Origin of the sequence: Parafrankia sp. FMc2, from assembly GCF_041008525.1 — a bacterium.
Taxonomy (GTDB): domain Bacteria; phylum Actinomycetota; class Actinomycetes; order Frankiales; family Frankiaceae; genus Parafrankia.
Window position 1 is genome coordinate 52868 of the sequence record NZ_JBFLUG010000032.1, and the last position, 16848, is coordinate 69715.

Below are 16848 nucleotides of genomic sequence, written 5' to 3' on the forward strand. Positions count from 1 at the left end.
TCGTGACTCCCAGTGAGCTCGCGCCGCGGTTCTTCATTGCCGTGGTTGTGATCCTGCTGTTCTGCAAGCTGGTCGCGTGGACGTTGGGCAGGGTCGGGCAGCCGGCGGTGGTGAGCGAGATGCTCGCCGGCGTGCTGCTCGGGCCGTCGCTGTTCGGGCTGCTGTTTCCCGACGCGCAGGATGCGCTGTTCCCCCGGGAGCTCTACCCGGTGCTCTACATCCTCGGCCAGGTCGGTCTGGTGATCTTCATGTTCCAGGCCGGCCACGCGTTCGCCCGCCACCGGGTGCCGAATCTCCTCGGCACCGCCGGCGCTGTCTCGCTCGCCGGGGTCACCGCGCCGCTGACGCTCGGTGTCCTGCTGGTCGTCACCACGAGCGGACACGTGCCGATCCGGGCGGACGGCGTGGCGACCGGCGTGACGGCGGCCTTCGTCGGGGTCGCGCTGGCCATCACGGCCTTCCCCATGCTGGCGCGGATCATCACCGAGCGCGGGCAGGCCGGGACCCGGCACGGCACCCTCGCCCTGGCCAGCGGCGCGATCGACGACGTGGTGGCGTGGATCATGCTGGCCTTCGTCATCGCGGCGGCGTCCGGCGAGCTCGGCCCGGCGCTGGTCACGCTCGGCGGCGCGGCGTTCTTCGTGGTGCTCATCTGGTTCGGCGCCCGGCCGCTGTCCCGCCTGCTGCTGACGCATCCGCGGATCAGCCCCCAGGAGCAGCTGCTCGGCACGGTCGTGCTGCTCTTCGCCATCGCGTGGTACACGGACGAGATCGGTCTGTACGCGGTTTTCGGCGCCTTCGCCGTCGGTGTGGTCATGCCGCACAACGAGCGCGCGGAAGCTGTCACCGGCACCCTGACGCCGATCTCCCAGAACATCTTCCTTCCGTTGTTCTTCACCTACTCCGGGCTGCGCACCGAGTTCGGCCTGCTCAGCGACGGGTCCGTGCTGCTCTTCGCGCTCGGGTGCATCGCGGTGGCCATCATCGGGAAGTTCGGCGCGTGCTGGGTCGCGGCCCGGCTGCGCGGTGAGCCGAACGGCGTGGCGCTGCGGGTCGGCGCGCTGATGAACGCCCGCGGGCTGATGCAGCTCATCGCCCTGAACGTCGGTCTGGAGGAGGGCATCGTGACGCCCTCCCTGTTCACCGCGCTGGTGCTCGTCGCCCTAGTGACGACATTGATGACAACGCCGCTGCTGACGCTGGTCGAACGCCGGGAGAAGGCCTGGGCAGCCGCGCCCCAACCAGCCCAGATACTCCCGGAAGGGCGGGCATAAGGGTCATCAGTCACTTTTCTGGCAACCAGCGGCGTGGGATGGTTGGCGGGTGCGGGCACCAGCCAGGTCGCGGTCGTCCGGCCCCTATCGACTGCTCCTGGTCGAGGACGACCACGAACTCGTCGACCTCCTCACCGGCACCCTGCGGGTCGAGGGCTACGACGTCGACGTCGCCCACGACGGGCAGCGCGGCCTCCATCTCGGGCTGACCAGGGAGTACGACGTCGTCGTCATCGACCGCCGGCTGCCCGCCCTGGACGGCCTCGACCTGCTCGTCCGGCTGCGTGCCCGCGCGGTCCGTGCCCGCGCCCTCCTGCTGACCGCGCTGGGCACCGTCCACGACCGGATCGACGGCCTCGACGCCGGGGCCGACGACTACCTGGTGAAGCCGTTCGACCTGGACGAGCTGAGCGCCCGGATCAGGGCCCTGTGCCGGCGCACCCTCGACATGACCGAGGTGCTGCCCATCGGCTCCGCCCATCTTGATCTCGGTCTGCGTGACGTCGCGCTCCCGGGCGGCGACCGGGTGCCGCTCTCGGCCCGCGAGTTCGAGCTGCTGCGGCTGCTCGCCGAGCAGCCCAACACCGTGCACTCCCGTTCCGAGCTGCGCCGCCGCGTCTTCCGGGACGCCCCCGCGGCGTCGATCGTGGACACCTACGTCTACTACCTGCGCCGCAAGCTCGGCCGGTCCGTGGTCCGCACCATCCACGGCCTGGGCTACCGCCTCGGGGCCCTGTGAGCCGACCCGGCGGCTCCACCGGGACGGGCGGCACAGGCGGAGGTTCGTGGGCCGAGCCGCACGGCTCCTGGGCCACTGCCGAACGGACGGTGCTGCGGCGGGCCAGGTTCCGTATCGGGGTCCTGGTCGGCGTGCTGATCACCCTGCTCGTCGCGCTGGTGAGCTGGGTCGCGTACATGGTGCTGGTCCACGCCCAGAACGAGCAGATCGATCGGGAACTGCGCTACACCCTCAGCTACGGGACGCCCACGGCACCGCCGGTCTGCGCGTGGCTGTTCGCCCTCGACGACGGGCGGGTCACGGCCGGCCCGGTGCCGGCCCCGCCCGGCTTCCCGCTACGGGCCGATCTGGACGCCGCCGTCGCCTCCCGTATGACGACGGAACGCGCGGTGAGCCGCAACGGGACCAGGTACGTGATCCGTACCCAGGCCCGCGGCGACGGCGCCGTCCAGGCCGTCTTCGACACCCGCTACCAGCTCTCCGACCGCCGGCACCTGCTGATCGCCCTGCTGGTCACCTCGTCCGGCTCCGTCCTCGCCGCGATCGTGGCCGGTACGGCCGTGAGCCGCCGCGCAGTCGCCCCACTCGCCGAGGCCCTGGCCACCCAGCGCCGGTTCGTCACCGATGCCAGCCACGAGCTGCGCACCCCCATCACCGTGGCCTACACCCGGGTACAGGTCCTCATCCGGCGGGGCGCGGCCAGCGGACTTCCCGCCGACCACCGCAAGGGGCTGGAACAGCTCGCGGCGACCGTGCGCAGGCTCGGCGAGATCGTCGACGACCTGCTGCTGTCAGCCCGCCTCGTGGGCAGCGCGGCCGAACCTGTCCGGGAGCCGGTCGACCTGGTCGGGGTCGTCGAGGCGGCGGTGGCGGCCAAAGCCGACCGCCTCGCCGAACAGACCGTGACGCTGGAGTTCCAGCGCCCCGCCGGACCACTGTTCGTCGACGGCGTCGCGTCGGCGCTGCGCCGCGCGGTGGACGAGCTGCTGACGAACGCCGGCAACCATTCCCCGGCCGGCGGGCACATCGTGCTGGCCCTCGGCCGCGCGCAGCGCGGCAGGTGGATCGAGCTGACCGTCACCGACAACGGGGACGGTTTCGACCCCGCCGCGGCCGAGCGCCTCTTCGACCGCTTCTACCGCGGCCCCGGCGGCCGGGAGCGCCGTTCCGGGCTGGGCCTCGGCCTGGCGCTGATGCGCGAGGTGGTGACGGGTCATCGCGGCACCATCGAGGCCGTCGGACGGCCCGGGCAGGGTGCCACCTTCACGCTCCGGCTGCCGGAGTCCACCGACACGGCTGCGGCTGCGGGTGCCGCTGCGGGTGCGGGTGCCGCTGCGGGTGCGGGTGCCGCTGCGGGTGCGGGTCCGCGGCGCGAGGCGTAGCGGGCGTCAGGGGCTCAGGGCGTCAGGGCGTCAGGGCGTCAGCGGAGCGATCACCTCGGCAGCGGTGCGGACGTCGGCGTCGAGCGGGCGGTCCGGGTCGACGGGCGGCACCGCCGCCGCGAGCGCGTCGAGGACGTCCGCGCACCCGGGCGCGGTGGGGCGGCGGGAACCCACGTGCAGCGCCTGCCGCAGCCCCAGGGCGAGCGAGCCGCACAGCAGGCGGAGCAGCCCGGCGACCTCGTGGGCCCGCAGGGCAGCCTGGGTGCCGAACGGCACGACGTCCTGGTTGTGCAGGTTGGTCGGCAGGCTCTGCATGCTGGCAGGCACCGCGGCACGGCGGATCTCGGCGACGAACGCGGTGGTCGCCAGCTGCACCCCCTGCAGGCCGTGCTGGCGACCGGGGCCTGCCGCGAGCATGGGCGGGAGCCCCCCGTTGCGGGCCGGGTCGACGAGCAGGTCAAGCTGCCGCTCGACCAGGTTGCCCAGCTGGGCGGTGACCATGGCCAGGACGTCGGCGGCGAACGCGGCCGGCTGCCCGAAGAAGTTCCCGCCGTGCACGACCGCGTTGTCCGCCGGGAAGAACAGCGGGTTGTCGCTGACGCTGCGCAGGTCCGCGGCGACGACACCGTCCACGTAGCGCAGCGCGTCCTCGGCGGCACCCAGCAGCTGCGGCGAGCAGCGGATGCTGTAGGGCTCCTGCAGCGCACGCTGGCCGGACGGGCTGGCGCCCGCGAGCGTCCGGCGCATGTCCGCGGCGATCGCAGCCGCCCCGGGATGGGCGTAGGCGGCGATCAGGCGCGGGTCGAGGAACTGCGGGTCGGCGCCGAGCAGGTCGACCAGCAGGCAGGTGAGCGTCCCACTCGCCCGCAGCGACGCACGCACGCTGGCCAGGGCCAGGGCGAGTGCGGCCGTGGTGAGCGACGTCCCGTTGACGAGGGCGAGCGCGTCCCGGCCGTCGAGCCCGAGCGGGGCGAGCCCGGCCTCGTCGAGAGCCCGCGCCGCCGGCATCCGCACGCCGCCGAGGTAGGCCGCGCCGCGGCCGCGCAGCGCCTGCGCGGCGTAGGCGAGCGGTATCAGGTCCCCGCTCGCGCCGACCGAGCCGTACCGCGGCACGGCGGGCACGAAGGTCGTCGCGAACATCGCCGCGAGGCCGTCGACGACGTGCGCCGACACCCCGGACGCGCCCTGGGCCAGCGACCACGCCCGGACCAGCAGCGCCGCCCGCACGATGTCGGGGGGCAGGTCCGGGCCCTGCCCGGCGCCGAGGTGGGCAAGGGTGTTGTCGCACTGGTCCGCCTCGTCGTCCCGCCCGGCGAACCCGACCAGCGCCCCGAAGCCGGTCGTCGCCCCGTAGACGGGGCGGTCCTCCTCCCGCAGCACCTCGCGCAGGAAGAGCCGGCCACGCTCGACCTCGCTGCGCACAGCTGAGCCGACCTGCACCTTCAGCGGCCCGCGGGCCCGGGCCAGGTCGGTGCCGGACAGCGGCACGGCAAGATCAACAACCTTCTCGGTGGCGAGCACGTCTGAAGACCCTAGGGTCGGTTTCTCAGAGTGTTCTGAACTTGCCCAGGTACCTTCCGAAAGCATGAGGCACGACTACCTGATCATCGGTTCGGGTCCAGCCGGGTTGCAGCTCGCCGCCTTGTTGGAGCGCGGTGGTCACGACTATGTCGTTCTGGAACGCGGAGCCGGCCCGGGAACGTTCTTCGAGACCTACCCACGGCACCGCCAACTTATCTCCATCAACAAGGTGCACACTGGGCTCGACGACCCGGAAATGCGCATGCGGATGGACTGGAACTCGCTGTTGAGCGAGAACTCCGAGCTGCTGTTCACCCGGTACAGCAAGCGATACTTCCCGCAGGCGGCGGATCTCATCCGCTATCTGGCCGACTTCGCCGCGGCGACCGGTGCGCGGGTGCGCTACGACACCGAGGTCGTGCGGATCGCCCGGGACGACGACGGTTTCGTCGTGGTGGACCAGACCGGCGAGGAATGGCGCTGCCGCCGGCTCGTCGTCGCCACCGGCGTCTCGCAGCTGCACGTCCCGCCCATTCCCGGTATCGAGACCGCGGAGCGGTACGACACCTTCGACACCGATCCGGAGTCGTTCGTCGACCAGCGGGTTCTCATCATCGGCAAGGGCAACTCGGGCTTCGAGACCGCTGACGCGCTGGTGGAGACGGCGGCCGTCATCCACGTCGCCGGGCCGCACTCGATCAGGCTCGCCTGGCAGTCCCACTACGTGGGGCACCTCCGCGCGGTGAACAACAACTTCCTCGACACCTACCAGCTCAAGTCCCAGAACGCCGTCCTCGACGGCACTGTCGAGAGCATCGAGCGACTTCCCGACGGCCGTTACCGGGTGATGTTCCGGTACGCCCGATCGGTGGAGGCGCTGCGGGAGATCTTCTATGACCGGGTGATCGCCTGCACCGGCTTCCGTTTCGACGCCTCCGTGTTCGCCGAGAACTGCCGCCCCACGCTGGTCATCAACGACCGCTTCCCCGAGCAGACGGCGGCGTACGAGTCGACCAACGTCCCCGGCCTGTACTTCGCCGGCACACTCACCCAGCAGCGTGACTTCAAGAGGTCCACCAGCGGCTTCATCCACGGCTTCCGTTACGGCACCCGGGCGCTGTACCGCGTTCTCGCCGCCCGCCATCACGGCGCGCCGTGGCCGGCCGAGCAGCTTGATCCGTCCGCGGACGCGGTCAGCGACGCCATCATCGCCCGGGTGAACCGCTCGTCCGCGCTGTGGCAGCAGTTCGGGGTGATCGGCGACGTCGTCACGGTGGACGGCTCCCGTGCGCTGTACCACGAGGAGGTCCCGGTTCCGTACGCCACCGGAGGCGGACTCGCCGGTGATGGACCTGCCGGTGACGCCGGGAGCGGGGGCGGCCCCCGGCACATGTTCGTCATCACGCTCGAGTACGGGCCGGACCACGACAGCGTCGACCCGTTCGACATCTCCGTGCCGCGCGTCGCCGAGAACGACGCGGCCAACGCGCACGACGCCAGCTACCTGCACCCGGTGGTGCGCTGGTACGTCGACGGCGTGGCGGCGGGCATCCACCATCTCGCCGAGAACCTCGAGAACGAGTGGAACCTGCCGGCGGTGCACCAGCAGCCCCTCGCCGCCTTCCTCAAGGAAAGCCTTGCCCACGCCAGCTGACTCACCCGCCCGCCGCACCACGCCGGCCCCCTATCCTCGGGCGGTCCTGGACCTGCTGGAGGAGGCCGGGCACCGTCCCGTCTTCGAGCACGGCACCCGTGTCGTCACCGGCGCGGACATGCTCGGCCTCATCCGGCGGATCTCCTCCGGGCTGCGGCTCGCGGGAGTGCGCCCCGGCGACGGCCTCGCGCTGCTGCTCGGGGTGAACCCCGAGGCGCTCGCGACGATCCTCGCCGGTCATGTCGTCGGCGCCCGGGTCGTCGGCGTACGTGCCGGACTGCCAGACGGCCAGCTGCGGCACGTCCTCGGCCAGGACATCGCAGCCGTCGTCACCGACCGCCCGGCCACTGTTCGCCCGACCATCGGCAGCCGGACCATCGGCAGCCCGACCGCCGGCGCGGCCGCCCAGCTCTCGGTCACCGGGCTGCTGGTCACCGGCAGGGACGGGGGTGAGAACGCCGCCTCGGTGCGGCTGTCCGGGCGGTCCGGTGACGTCGCGAGGCTCACCCACACGAGCGGCAGTACCGGCCTTCCGAAGGCGTGCGCGCAGACCTACGCCGCCCTGGGCGCCGCCTGGACCGCACGGCCGGCGGCGTGGCCGCCCGCGATCCGCGAACTGGCCTCCCGGCTCCAGCGCTTCCTCGTCTTCGGGTCGCTGGGCAGCCAGGTGATGATGGAGTACGGCGTGCTGACCCTCGCCGCGGGCGGCACGCTGGTCGTCGCCGACCCGCCGGCGATGCCCGAGGCGATCGTGCGGCACCGCGCGACCGCGAGCGTGATGACCGTGGCCCGCCTGTACCGCCTCGTCGCCGACCAGCGGCGCGCGCCGGCCGACCTGAGCACCCTGCGTGCGCTGATGGTCTCCGGTTCGCCGCTGGAGCCCGCCCGGCTGCGCGAGGCGCTCGATGTGCTCGGCCCCGTGGTCTTCCACGGCTACGGCCAGACCGAGGCAGGCACGATCTCGATGGCCACCCCGTTCGACGTCCCCGGCTCGGTCGGGTTCCCGCCGGAGGCGGTGGACGTCCAGGTACGGGCCTCCGACGGCACGCCGCTGCCCGCCGGGGAGTCAGGTGAGCTGTTCGTCCGCACTCCCGCGCAGGCGGTGGGCTACTGGGCGGACCCCGCGCAGACCGCGGAGGTCTTCACGGACGGCTGGGTACGCACCCGCGACCTCGGCCACCTCGACGCCGACGGCCGCCTGTACCTCTCCGGGCGGACGAGGGACGTCATCATCGTCAACGCCGGCCTGCACTACGCCGGGCCGATCGAACGCCTGCTCGCCACCCACCCCGACGTGGCCGAGGCCTACGTCGTCGGCGCCCCGGACGAGAACACCGGCGAGGCGGTGCACGCCTTCGTCGTGCCGGTGGCCGGCCGCGATCCCGACCCCGCCGCGCTGCGGACGCTGGTCACCACCCACCTCGGTGCCGACTGCGCACCCGCCACGATCACCACGATCGACGAGGCCCCCCTGGCACCCAGCGGGAAACCGGACAAGCGCCTGCTCCGACCCACGCATGCCCAGCCGACAGGAGTCGGCCCCGCCTGACTCGAGCTCTGCAGTGAGCTCTGCAGTGCTCGGCTTCCGAGCACTGCAGAGCTCGACCCGGCGCTGCCGGCGCTGTTGTCAGAGGCGCTCGACCACGTGGTCGATGGCGCTGGTGAGGGTCTCGACGTCCGACGGCTCGATCGCCGGGAAGCAGGCGACGCGGAGCTGGTTGCGGCCCAGCTTGCGGTAGGGCTCGACGTCGACGACGCCGTTGGCACGCAGCACCTTGGCGACGGCGGCGGCGTCCACACCCTCGAAGTCGATGGTGACGACGACCTGCGAGCGCTGCGCCGGGTCGGCGACGAACGGTGTCGTGTAGGTGGTCTTCTCGGCCCAGTTGTAGAGGATCGAGGAGGACTCGGCGGTGCGGCGCACGGCCCAGTCCAGGCCGCCCTGCCCGAGCATCCAGTCGAGCTGGTCGGCGAACAGGAACAGGGTGGACACGGCCGGGGTGTTGTACGTCTGGTCCTTGGTGCTGTTGTCCAGCGCCGTCGTCAGGTCCAGGAACGGCGGGATCCACCGGTCGGTGGCCGCGATCTCACCGAGCCGGGCCAGCGCGGCCGGCGACATGAGGGCCGCCCAGAGGCCACCGTCGGAGGCGAAGCACTTCTGCGGGGCGAAGTAGTAGACGTCCACCTCGGTCAGGTCGACGGGCAGGCCGCCGGCGCCGGAGGTGGCGTCCACCAGGTGCAGCGCGCCCGCGTCGGCACCCACCGGACGCCGCACCGGGCGGGCGACACCGGTCGAGGTCTCGTTGTGCGGGGTGGCGTAGACGTCGATGCCCGTCTCGGGAGCCCAGTCGGGGTGGGTGCCCGGCTCGGACTTCACGACCGACGGGTCGGCCAGGAACGGGGCGCCCTTCGTCGTGTCGGCGAACTTTCCGCCGAACTCGCCGAAAACGAGGTGCTGTGAGCGTTCCCGCACCAGGTTGAAGGCGGCGGCGTCCCAGAACGCGGTGGCGCCCCCGATACCGAGGACCACTTCGTAGCCCTCGGGCAGCGAGAACAGGTCGGCGAGCCCCGAACGGACCCGTGCGACGAGGTTCTTCACCGGCTTCTGCCGGTGTGACGTGCCGAGCAGCGACGACCCGCTGGCGGCGAGTGACTCCAACGCCTCGACGCGGACCTTGGACGGGCCGCAGCCGAAGCGACCGTCGACCGGCCGCAGCGACTCGGGCAGGACGATCGTCGGAGCGTCAGGCATTGACATCCCCCAGCGGCCGCGGTGCGGGGCCGATGTAGCGGGCGGACGGACGGATGAGCCGGCCGGTGCGCTTCTGCTCCAGGACGTGAGCGCTCCAGCCCGCGGTGCGGGCACACGTGAACATGGACGTGAACATATGGGCCGGCACCTCGGCGAAGTCCAGCACCACGGCCGACCAGAACTCGACGTTCGTCCGCAGCGGGCGGTCCGGGTACCGGTTCGTCAGCTCCTCGATGGCCGCCGCCTCCAGTGCCTCGGCCACCTCGTAGCGGTCCGAGCCCAGATCACGGGCGGTGCGGCGGAGCACGCGGGCGCGCGGGTCCTCGGCACGGTAGACCCGGTGCCCGAAGCCCATCAGGCGCTCCTTGCGGTCCAGGGCCGCCCGGACGTACCCGGCGGGGTCACCGGTGCGCTCCACCTCGTCGAGCATGGCGAGGACGCGTGACGGCGCGCCGCCGTGCAGCGGACCGGACAGGGCGCCCACGGCGGCCGACAGCGCCGCGGCGGCATCCGCGCCGGTGGAGGCGACCACCCGGGAGGTGAAGGTGGAGGCGTTCATGCCGTGCTCGGCGGCGGACACCCAGTAGGCGTCGACAGCCTGCACGTGCTTGGGGTCGGGCTCGCCGCGCCAGCGGATCATGAACCGCTCGGTGATGGTGCGGGCGCGGTCCACCTCCTTCTGCGGAACAGCGGGCTGCCCGAGACCGCGGGCGGACTGCGCGACGAAGGACAGGGCCATGACGGAGGCCCGGGCCAGGTCGTCCCGCGCCTGCTGGGCGGTGATGTCGATCAGCTGGCCGAAGCCCCAGAACGGCGCGAGCATCGCCAGCGCGCTCTGGACGTCGACTCTTATATCCCCGGAGTGCACCGGCACCGGGAACGGTTCGGCGGGCGGCAGGCCCGGCTCGAACGCCCCGTCGACGAGGAGGCCCCAGACGTGACCGTAGTCGACCTTGCCGACGAGGTCCTCGATGTCGACGCCGCGGTAGCGCAGCGCGCTGCCTTCCTTGTCCGGCTCGGCGATCTCGGTCTCAAAGGCGATGACGCCTTCCAGCCCCGGCTTGAAATCGCTTGTCTTCTCGGCCATCGAGTCCGGATCTCCGCTTCTGTCTCGGCCGACCACGGGACGGGCCCTGCCGGAACCGGCCGGCCGCGGTGTGCCGCGCCACCGGCCGGATGCACGCCGACACGGCCGTCGTCGTCGCATCGGATCTGTCTAACGACGCAATCGTCCGTCTGCATCCTGCCCTGTGAGGGACGGTTACGCCACTGGGCGGGGCGTGATGAGTCGCGTTCCGCACGGGGCGGCCGGCGTGACCCCGGACTCTGCACGGTCAGGCCCGGTCAGGTCCGGTTGCCGGCCGGAATGACACCGGGCCAGGTGAGCGCCGTCACACCACCGAGGGGCTGTCAGGATCCGGGGCGTGACGCCCTCCCCAGCCGTGCCCGATCTCCCGGCGGTGCCCGATCCGTCCGGGCTGCGCCGTGGCTACCACCCCGGCCGGTTCGACGAGTCGATGCTCGCCGCGACCTGGGTCGGGCAGTTCCGCAAATGGTTCGCGGACGCATCCGGCCCGGATTCGGGAATCAGCGAGCCGAACGCCATGATCTTTGGTACGGCGGACGCGGCCGGCCAGCCGAGTTCCCGCACGGTGCTGATGAAAGGGTTCGACCGGCGCGGTTTCACCCTGTTCACGAACTACGGTTCGACCAAGGCCCGCCAGGTCGCCGAGAATCCATTCGGGTCGCTGCTGTTCCCCTGGTATCAGCTGGAGCGTCAGGTGATCGTGGCCGGTTCGGTCGAGCGGGTGCCGCAGGCGGAGAGCGATGCCTATTTCCGCTCCCGGCCCCGGGGATCGCAGCTCGGGGCGTGGGCGAGCCAGCAGTCGGCCGTGATCCCCTCCCGATCGGTGCTCACCGAACGACTCGCCGAACTCGAGCGCCGTTGGCCCACGGGCGTGCCGGTGCCGGTCCCCCCCTTCTGGGGGGGACTACGCCTGGCGCCGACGTCGGTCGAGTTCTGGCAGGGCCGCCCGAACCGCCTTCATGACCGACTGCGCTATCGCCTGATCGCGCAGGGTGCGGAAGGTGTCTGCTGGGTCGTCGAACGACTCGCCCCCTGACCGGCCCGGAATCCAGGCGGCGCAATCCGTGTCCGCCGAGCGGTCCCCTGCGCGGGGGCCGCCCTCCAGTCCGCGGTGATGCCCGGCGTGATGCCCGCACGACCCCGCCACGACGCCCGCACGACGGTCATTCCGCACCGCAACCGAACACCGGCAGAACCGCAGCGCAACGGTGGCCGAACCGAGGCCCGGACAAGCGATCAACCGGCGCCTACGCAGCTTCGCGGGGGGCCTCCCCCCGCCGCCGCTGCGACGCATTTAACACAGATGAACACCCAACGTTCTCGCTACACCAGACCCGCCCAGTCCCTGACGATGCGGGCATTGGTACCTTTCTGTCTGCAGCCGTACCTGATCGGCAAACGCTGATCCGCGTCCCGCGCCGACATGCCGCCCTCCGGCCCGTCGGGCACGTTGACGGGCCGCCGGCAGCGGTCAACGGCGACCCGTCACACATCGAGGGAGACGGATTAATGCGGATCACCAGAATGCTGGCTGCGACAGCCGGCGTTCTCGGCGCGGCCCTGATCGCGGTCGCCGCCCCGGCCTCGGCGGCCACCACGCCGACACCCGACGCGCCGACGACGACCACCTCGGTGTCGCCGACCACCACCCCCGGCGAAGGCATCCTCGCCCAGACCTCGACGACGCCCTCCGGGACACCCACGGCCGACTCGTCGGCCAGCGCGGATCCCTCCGCGACGCCCAGCGTCGACCCGTCGGCGAGCCCGAGCGCCAGCACGGACCCGTCGGCGACGCCGACCGACGCCGCGCCCGAGAGCGCCTCGCCGACCCCCACCGAAGGCACCGGCGACCCGGTCCTCGACGGCTTCCTGTCTCTGCTGCCCTTCAAGGTGCCGCTGGACAAGGAGATCGACGGCATCGAGGACTTCGACGTCAACCCGCTCCTGCTCACCTACACCTGCGGCGACTCCGGGCCCGACTGGGTGCTGCGCAACAGCGGCGACAAGGCCCTCGGCTTCGGCTGGTTCGACACCAGCCTCGGCGCCGGCATCAGCGAGATCGGCCCGGGCGCCACCCTCGACCTCACCAGCCACGCGATGGCCGTGATCGCGTCCCCGTGGGACTCGGAGTCCGGCTACCTGCTCGTGACCGTGCCCACCGTGGGCGTCTCCGACTGCGAGGACACGGCGCCGCCGGCGGCGGCCCCCGTCGCGCTGCCGATCGCCGTGCCGGCGACCAGCAGCGTCGTCCACGCCGAGCCGTACTACACCGGATGAGCAGCAACCACGAAGCGCCAGCCCGGCGCTGGCCCGGCCGCCGCGCCCTGTCCCGGACAGGAGCGGCGGCTGCGGCCGTTGTACTGGGCGGTGCGATTCTCACCGGCTGCGGCGGCGGAGACGACTCCGGCTCGGCCGCCGGCCAGGTACCCGAGACTGTTCGCAGTCAGCTCGCCGCCGTCGCCGGTCTCGGGCAGGGAGCGAGCACCGTGCTGACCGCGACCGGGGCCGGCGTCGACATCTACCAGGCACCGAACGCGCCGCGGCCGACGTCCACGCTGTCGAACCCGAACGAGAACGGCGCCCCCCGGGTCTTCCTCGTCCAGGCGAGAATGCCGGGCTGGTGGCAGGTGCTGCTGCCCGTCGAGCCCAACGGCAGTACCGGCTGGGTGAAGGCGGAGCAGGTCACCGCCAGCCAGACGCCGTACCGGATCGTGGTCGCGCGCGGCGCGCACAAGCTGCGCCTCTTCAACAACGACCAGATGATCGCGGAGGAGCCGGTCGCGATCGGCACCACCGACACCCCGACTCCCGGCGGCCGGTTCTTCCTGATGGAGCTGCTGCGGCCGAGCAACCCGAACGGCGCCTACGGACCGTACGCGTTCGGCCTGAGCGGCTTCTCGACCAGCATGGAATCCTTCGGCGGCCGGGACCCGGTGATCGGCATTCACGGGACGAACGAGCCTGGCTCGATCGGCCGTGATGTCAGCCACGGCTGCATCCGACTGAGTAACGACTCGATCACCCGGCTGGCCCAGACAGTTCCGCTGGGGACCCCCGTCGAGATCGTCGCCTGATCGGGTCCGTCGCCTGATCGCGGGCGGCCCGGTCAGGCGACGCACCGCCGGGAGCCGGGCCGCGGCGGCACGCAGCGAAGGACCGTGGCGCGCCAGCGCGAGCTGCCCTCCACATCCCGCGCCGGCGCGACCACGTCCGGTGGAGCCCGTCACTTCCCCACCGGCGGGGCGAGGAGCCGAGCCCGCCGTCTCCCTGCCCGCTTTAAGGGTGGCCAATCCCGACCGGCCGAACCGGCGGACGACAGAATCGGATCGTGTCGGGTATCTGACACGTCCATCGCTTGCGGGTCGCCAAGCAGGCAGATAGGGGGGCACCCATCCGCTGGGCGGGAGGCACATCCACCTGCTCCGGACGTCAGTCGCCGCGGTGGCTTCCGCTCTTCCGAGCCCGCTCATAGCGGTCGAGCGCCTCCCTGCGTTCCGCGGCGTGGTCCACAACCGGGAGCGGGTAGCCGTCCGGCGGACCGCCGGGGCGCTTCCACGGCTCGTGCACCTCGGCAGCGGGCAGTCCCCGCAGCTCGGGGACCCAGTGCCGGATGTACTCCCCGTCAGGGTCGAACCGGCGTCCCTGCGAGACGGGATTGAAGACCCGGAAGTACGGCGCCGCGTCGGTGCCCGTGCCGGCCGTCCACTGCCAGCCGTGGTTGTTCGAGGCGAGGTCGCCGTCGACCAGGCGCTCCAGATACCAGCGGGCGCCGTGGGTCCAGTGGACGTGCAGGTCCTTGCAGACGAACGACGCCTCGATCATCCGGATCCGGTTGTGCACCCAGCCCTCGGCGAGCAGCTGGCGCATGCCGGCGTCGACGACGGGATAGCCGGTGCGGCCCCATTTCCAGGCCTCGAAGGCGTCGCCCGGCGGCTCGTGGGCCATCGTCGCCAGGGTGTCCGAGAAATCGCTGCGAGCCGAGGAGGGGTGGGCTGCGAGGACGTCCGCGTAGAACTCCCGCCAGGCGAGCTCTGAGCGGAACTTCTCCGCCGCGTCGGACAGGTCACCCGCGGACCCGTTCCCGCCGCTGTTCCCGCCCCTGTTCCCGCCGCTGCCGGCCGACGTGGCGGTGACCGCCTGGTGCAGCTCGTGCAGGACGGTCCTCGGGTGCACGCAGCCCCACTTCAGGTAGGGCGAGAGCCGGGAGGTGACCTCGGCGGCCGGCTCGTCGCGATGCCGCGCGTACTCGGCGAGGCTGTCGCGCAGAAAGCCACGCAGGCGTTCTCGTGCGGCCGCCTCGCCCGCCGCGGGTAGCCGGGTGCCGTCCAGATCCGGGTCGGCCGGGATGGCCGCACCGCTGCCGGGCAGCGAGCGGGGATCGAGCCAGTCGGGGTCGGCCGCCCCGGCCGCGGGCGCCCGCCAGCCGTGCTCCTTCCAGGCCCGGTAGAAGGGCGTGAACACCCGGTAGGACGTGCCCTCCGAGCTGGTCACCCGGCCCGGAGCAACCGCGTAGGCGGAGCCGGTGCGCCGCAGTTCCCGGCCGTCGGCAGCCAACGCCCGGGCGACCTTGTCGTCCCGGTCGCGGCCGTACGGGCCGTGGTCAGCCGCGATGTGGACCACGGCGGCGCCCACCTCCCGCGCGACCGCCGGGACGACCTCGTCCGGGCGGCCGGCGCGGACACACAGCCGACCGGACAGCCGTTCGTCGAGGTCCCGCAGGCAGCGGTAGAGGAAGGCGAGACGCACCGGCCCGGACGGGCCGAGCAACGCATCGTCCAGGACGAACAGGGCCAGGACCGGTCCCTCGTCGGCGGCCGCGAGCAACGCCGGGTTGTCATCGAGACGGAGGTCGCGGCGCAGCCACCACACCGCCCGACGTGACGTGGACGACCTCATCACACAGACACTACCCAGATACGGAAGGTCACCAAAGAGGGCCACGTCGGTGCCACACCATGCCGTCAGGGTCCACGGCGTGGCATCGCCTGACCACGCCTCGTGACTGTTGTGCTGTCCCGGTGACACAGGCCGTGCAGTGGGATCAGGGCATTTCCGACGCCTGGTCGCGCATCGCGCAGACGGGCCCCAGGATCCTCGTGTTCGCGCTGGTCCTCGCAGCCGGCGCGATGCTCGTCCGGGCCCTGCTCCGCGCCGCCGACCGGGCCCTGGAACACACCGGCTTCGATCGCCTGCTCGCGCGGTCCGGCGCCGCCCGGCTGCTGCACAGCGACGAGGCCACCCTCCGGGCCGGGCTGCTCCGCCTCGCGGCGGCAGCCTGCCTCCTCGCCGTCCTCCGCGCCGCGCTCGGGGTGTTCGGCCCCAGCCCGGCCGACCGGATGGCCGGTACGGCACTCGACGTGCTGGCGAAGGTGCTGCTCGCGTTCGCGATCGTGCTCGTCGGGCTGGCCCTCGCCGCCGCCGCACGCCAGTTCCTCACCGACTCGCTCGCCGGGCTCCGGCACGGGCGCACGGTGGGCAGGGTCGTCGCCGGGATCGCTGTCCTCGCGTTCGGCAAGGCCGCCCTGGACGAACTCGGCATCGGCACCTCGGTCACGACGCCGCTGCTCTATGCGGTGCTCGCCTCCTGCACCGGCGTGGTCGTGGTCGGCGTGGGCGGCGGGCTCATCCGGCCGATGCAGAGCCGTTGGGAGGAGATTCTCGACCACGCCGAGGACACCGCCCAGGAGGCTCGCGCCGCCTGGCGCACCAACCACGCGCCGGCGCTCGCAGCCCCACCAGACCCGCCAGCCCCCGCTGGGCCGCCACACACAGCACCGCCGACGCCCGCTGCACCGCCGACACCTACTGCACCGCCGACACCTACTGCCCCGCCTCCGCGCACGGCGCCGCCAGCCCGGCCGCCGCTGCCGTCGCCACCCCTGCCGCCACCCCTGACGCCGCCACCGCCAGCGCGACCACCGGCTTCGCAGGCGCGACCTGCACGGTCGGCATCGCCGCCGTTCACCGCCTCGACGCTGCCGACGGCACCGCCATGGGGCGGCAGCCCACAGGTGGGCGGGTTTCTGACCGTGCCGGAGAGCCCGCCAGGGCCCGCCAGCCCCGCTCCCGGTGCCGCTCCCGGTGCCGGCTCGGCGGGCCCCGCAGGCCCCTTGGTGGCGCCTCGGCCGGATTCGGCGCGCGACCCGTACGGGACGGCGACAGACGACGCACGCCGCGGCCCGCTGGCTCCCCCGCCGGCTGCGCGACGCCCGCCCGTCCCGCCGCCTCGGCGGACCCGGCCGCGCTGCGCTAGCTGTCGCACGCTACCTGCGCGCGTGTCTCCAGGTCGTCGACCATCGCCAGCGATTCTCCGCCCCTTCGTTCACGGCCGGGTCCCCCGGCCCGCCAGTCACACCCGCATCTCCCACACCCCCCACGGCGCCGCCGCCCTCCTGAGGCGCTCCCTTCCGGCCCAACGATCCCTGGGTCTTTTCCGGGC

The 16848-nt window shown here is 72.5% G+C and carries 13 protein-coding genes; 9 read left to right on the forward strand and 4 right to left on the reverse strand.

The genetic code is table 11. The annotated features are described in order from the left end of the window. The first annotated feature begins 2 nt into the window (after positions 1 to 2). The 3 genes from AB1460_RS13915 to AB1460_RS13925 are packed head-to-tail and all read left to right on the forward strand — an operon-like array spanning position 3 to position 3395. On the forward strand, positions 3 to 1274 hold the full coding sequence (locus tag AB1460_RS13915; protein ID WP_368961594.1) for a cation:proton antiporter: 1272 nt from the start codon (positions 3 to 5) through the stop codon (positions 1272 to 1274). A 49-nt stretch (positions 1275 to 1323) separates the two neighbouring features. Next, a complete protein-coding gene (locus AB1460_RS13920) occupies positions 1324 to 2013 on the forward strand; it encodes a response regulator transcription factor (RefSeq protein WP_368961596.1) in 690 nt (229 codons plus the stop codon). Further along, positions 2010 to 3395 (forward strand): sensor histidine kinase, encoded by a 1386-nt coding sequence (locus AB1460_RS13925; protein ID WP_368961598.1) that lies wholly within the window; start codon positions 2010 to 2012, stop codon positions 3393 to 3395. Before AB1460_RS13920 ends, AB1460_RS13925 begins: the two co-directional genes overlap by 4 nt. 30 nt (positions 3396 to 3425) lie before the next feature. Here AB1460_RS13925 and AB1460_RS13930 read toward each other — a convergent pair whose 3' ends face one another. Beyond that, positions 3426 to 4916, reverse strand: a complete 1491-nt coding sequence (locus AB1460_RS13930) for an aromatic amino acid ammonia-lyase (protein ID WP_368961599.1) — start codon at positions 4914 to 4916, stop codon at positions 3426 to 3428. Between the two features lie 64 nt (positions 4917 to 4980). Here AB1460_RS13930 and AB1460_RS13935 point away from each other — a divergent pair, with 64 nt between their 5' ends. After that, entirely contained in the window at positions 4981 to 6570 is a 1590-nt protein-coding gene (locus tag AB1460_RS13935) for an FAD-dependent oxidoreductase (RefSeq protein ID WP_368961600.1), read from the forward strand. After that, complete coding sequence (locus AB1460_RS13940) at positions 6554 to 8119, forward strand: class I adenylate-forming enzyme family protein (RefSeq protein ID WP_368961601.1); 1566 nt, start codon at positions 6554 to 6556, stop codon at positions 8117 to 8119. Before AB1460_RS13935 ends, AB1460_RS13940 begins: the two co-directional genes overlap by 17 nt. Positions 8120 to 8197: 78 nt before the next feature. Here AB1460_RS13940 and serC read toward each other — a convergent pair whose 3' ends face one another. Together serC and AB1460_RS13950 are read right to left on the reverse strand one after the other, a co-directional pair. Further along, positions 8198 to 9322 (reverse strand): phosphoserine transaminase, encoded by a 1125-nt coding sequence (gene serC, locus AB1460_RS13945; RefSeq protein WP_368961603.1) that lies wholly within the window; start codon positions 9320 to 9322, stop codon positions 8198 to 8200. Further along, positions 9315 to 10409: a citrate synthase 2 gene (locus AB1460_RS13950; RefSeq protein ID WP_368961604.1), complete on the reverse strand. Its 1095-nt coding sequence runs from the start codon at positions 10407 to 10409 to the stop codon at positions 9315 to 9317. Before AB1460_RS13950 ends, serC begins: the two co-directional genes overlap by 8 nt. A 337-nt stretch (positions 10410 to 10746) precedes the next feature. On the opposite strand from AB1460_RS13950, the gene pdxH reads away from it, so the two are divergent. The 3 genes from pdxH to AB1460_RS13965 all read left to right on the forward strand — a co-directional run bounded on the left by pdxH (position 10747) and on the right by AB1460_RS13965 (position 13483). After that, positions 10747 to 11445, forward strand: coding sequence for a pyridoxamine 5'-phosphate oxidase (pdxH, locus tag AB1460_RS13955; RefSeq protein WP_368961605.1), 699 nt, complete (start codon positions 10747 to 10749; stop codon positions 11443 to 11445). Positions 11446 to 11933: 488 nt separating this feature from the next. After that, positions 11934 to 12686: a hypothetical protein gene (locus AB1460_RS13960; RefSeq protein WP_368961606.1), complete on the forward strand. Its 753-nt coding sequence runs from the start codon at positions 11934 to 11936 to the stop codon at positions 12684 to 12686. Next, entirely contained in the window at positions 12683 to 13483 is an 801-nt protein-coding gene (locus tag AB1460_RS13965; RefSeq protein ID WP_368961608.1) for a L,D-transpeptidase, read from the forward strand. Before AB1460_RS13960 ends, AB1460_RS13965 begins: the two co-directional genes overlap by 4 nt. 355 nt (positions 13484 to 13838) lie before the next feature. Here the strand turns inward: AB1460_RS13965 and AB1460_RS13970 are convergent, their stop codons facing one another. After that, the gene (locus AB1460_RS13970) at positions 13839 to 15305 is read right to left on the reverse strand and encodes a cryptochrome/photolyase family protein (protein ID WP_368961609.1); all 1467 of its coding nucleotides are present in this window, start codon (positions 15303 to 15305) and stop codon (positions 13839 to 13841) included. A gap of 122 nt (positions 15306 to 15427) precedes the next feature. On the opposite strand from AB1460_RS13970, the gene AB1460_RS13975 reads away from it, so the two are divergent. Then, on the forward strand, positions 15428 to 16848 hold a 1421-nt coding region (locus AB1460_RS13975; protein ID WP_368961610.1), incomplete at its 3' end, for a mechanosensitive ion channel family protein.

Coding starts and splice junctions, on each gene's coding strand:
- AB1460_RS13960 (WP_368961606.1), top strand. CDS start 11,934: ATGCTGGCTGCGACAGCCGGCGTTCTCGGCGCGGCCCTGATCGCGGTC.
- AB1460_RS13935 (WP_368961600.1), top strand. CDS start 4,981: ATGAGGCACGACTACCTGATCATCGGTTCGGGTCCAGCCGGGTTGCAG.
- AB1460_RS13970 (WP_368961609.1), bottom strand. CDS start 15,305: ATGAGGTCGTCCACGTCACGTCGGGCGGTGTGGTGGCTGCGCCGCGAC.
- AB1460_RS13950 (WP_368961604.1), bottom strand. CDS start 10,409: ATGGCCGAGAAGACAAGCGATTTCAAGCCGGGGCTGGAAGGCGTCATC.
- serC (WP_368961603.1), bottom strand. CDS start 9,322: ATGCCTGACGCTCCGACGATCGTCCTGCCCGAGTCGCTGCGGCCGGTC.
- AB1460_RS13965 (WP_368961608.1), top strand. CDS start 12,683: ATGAGCAGCAACCACGAAGCGCCAGCCCGGCGCTGGCCCGGCCGCCGC.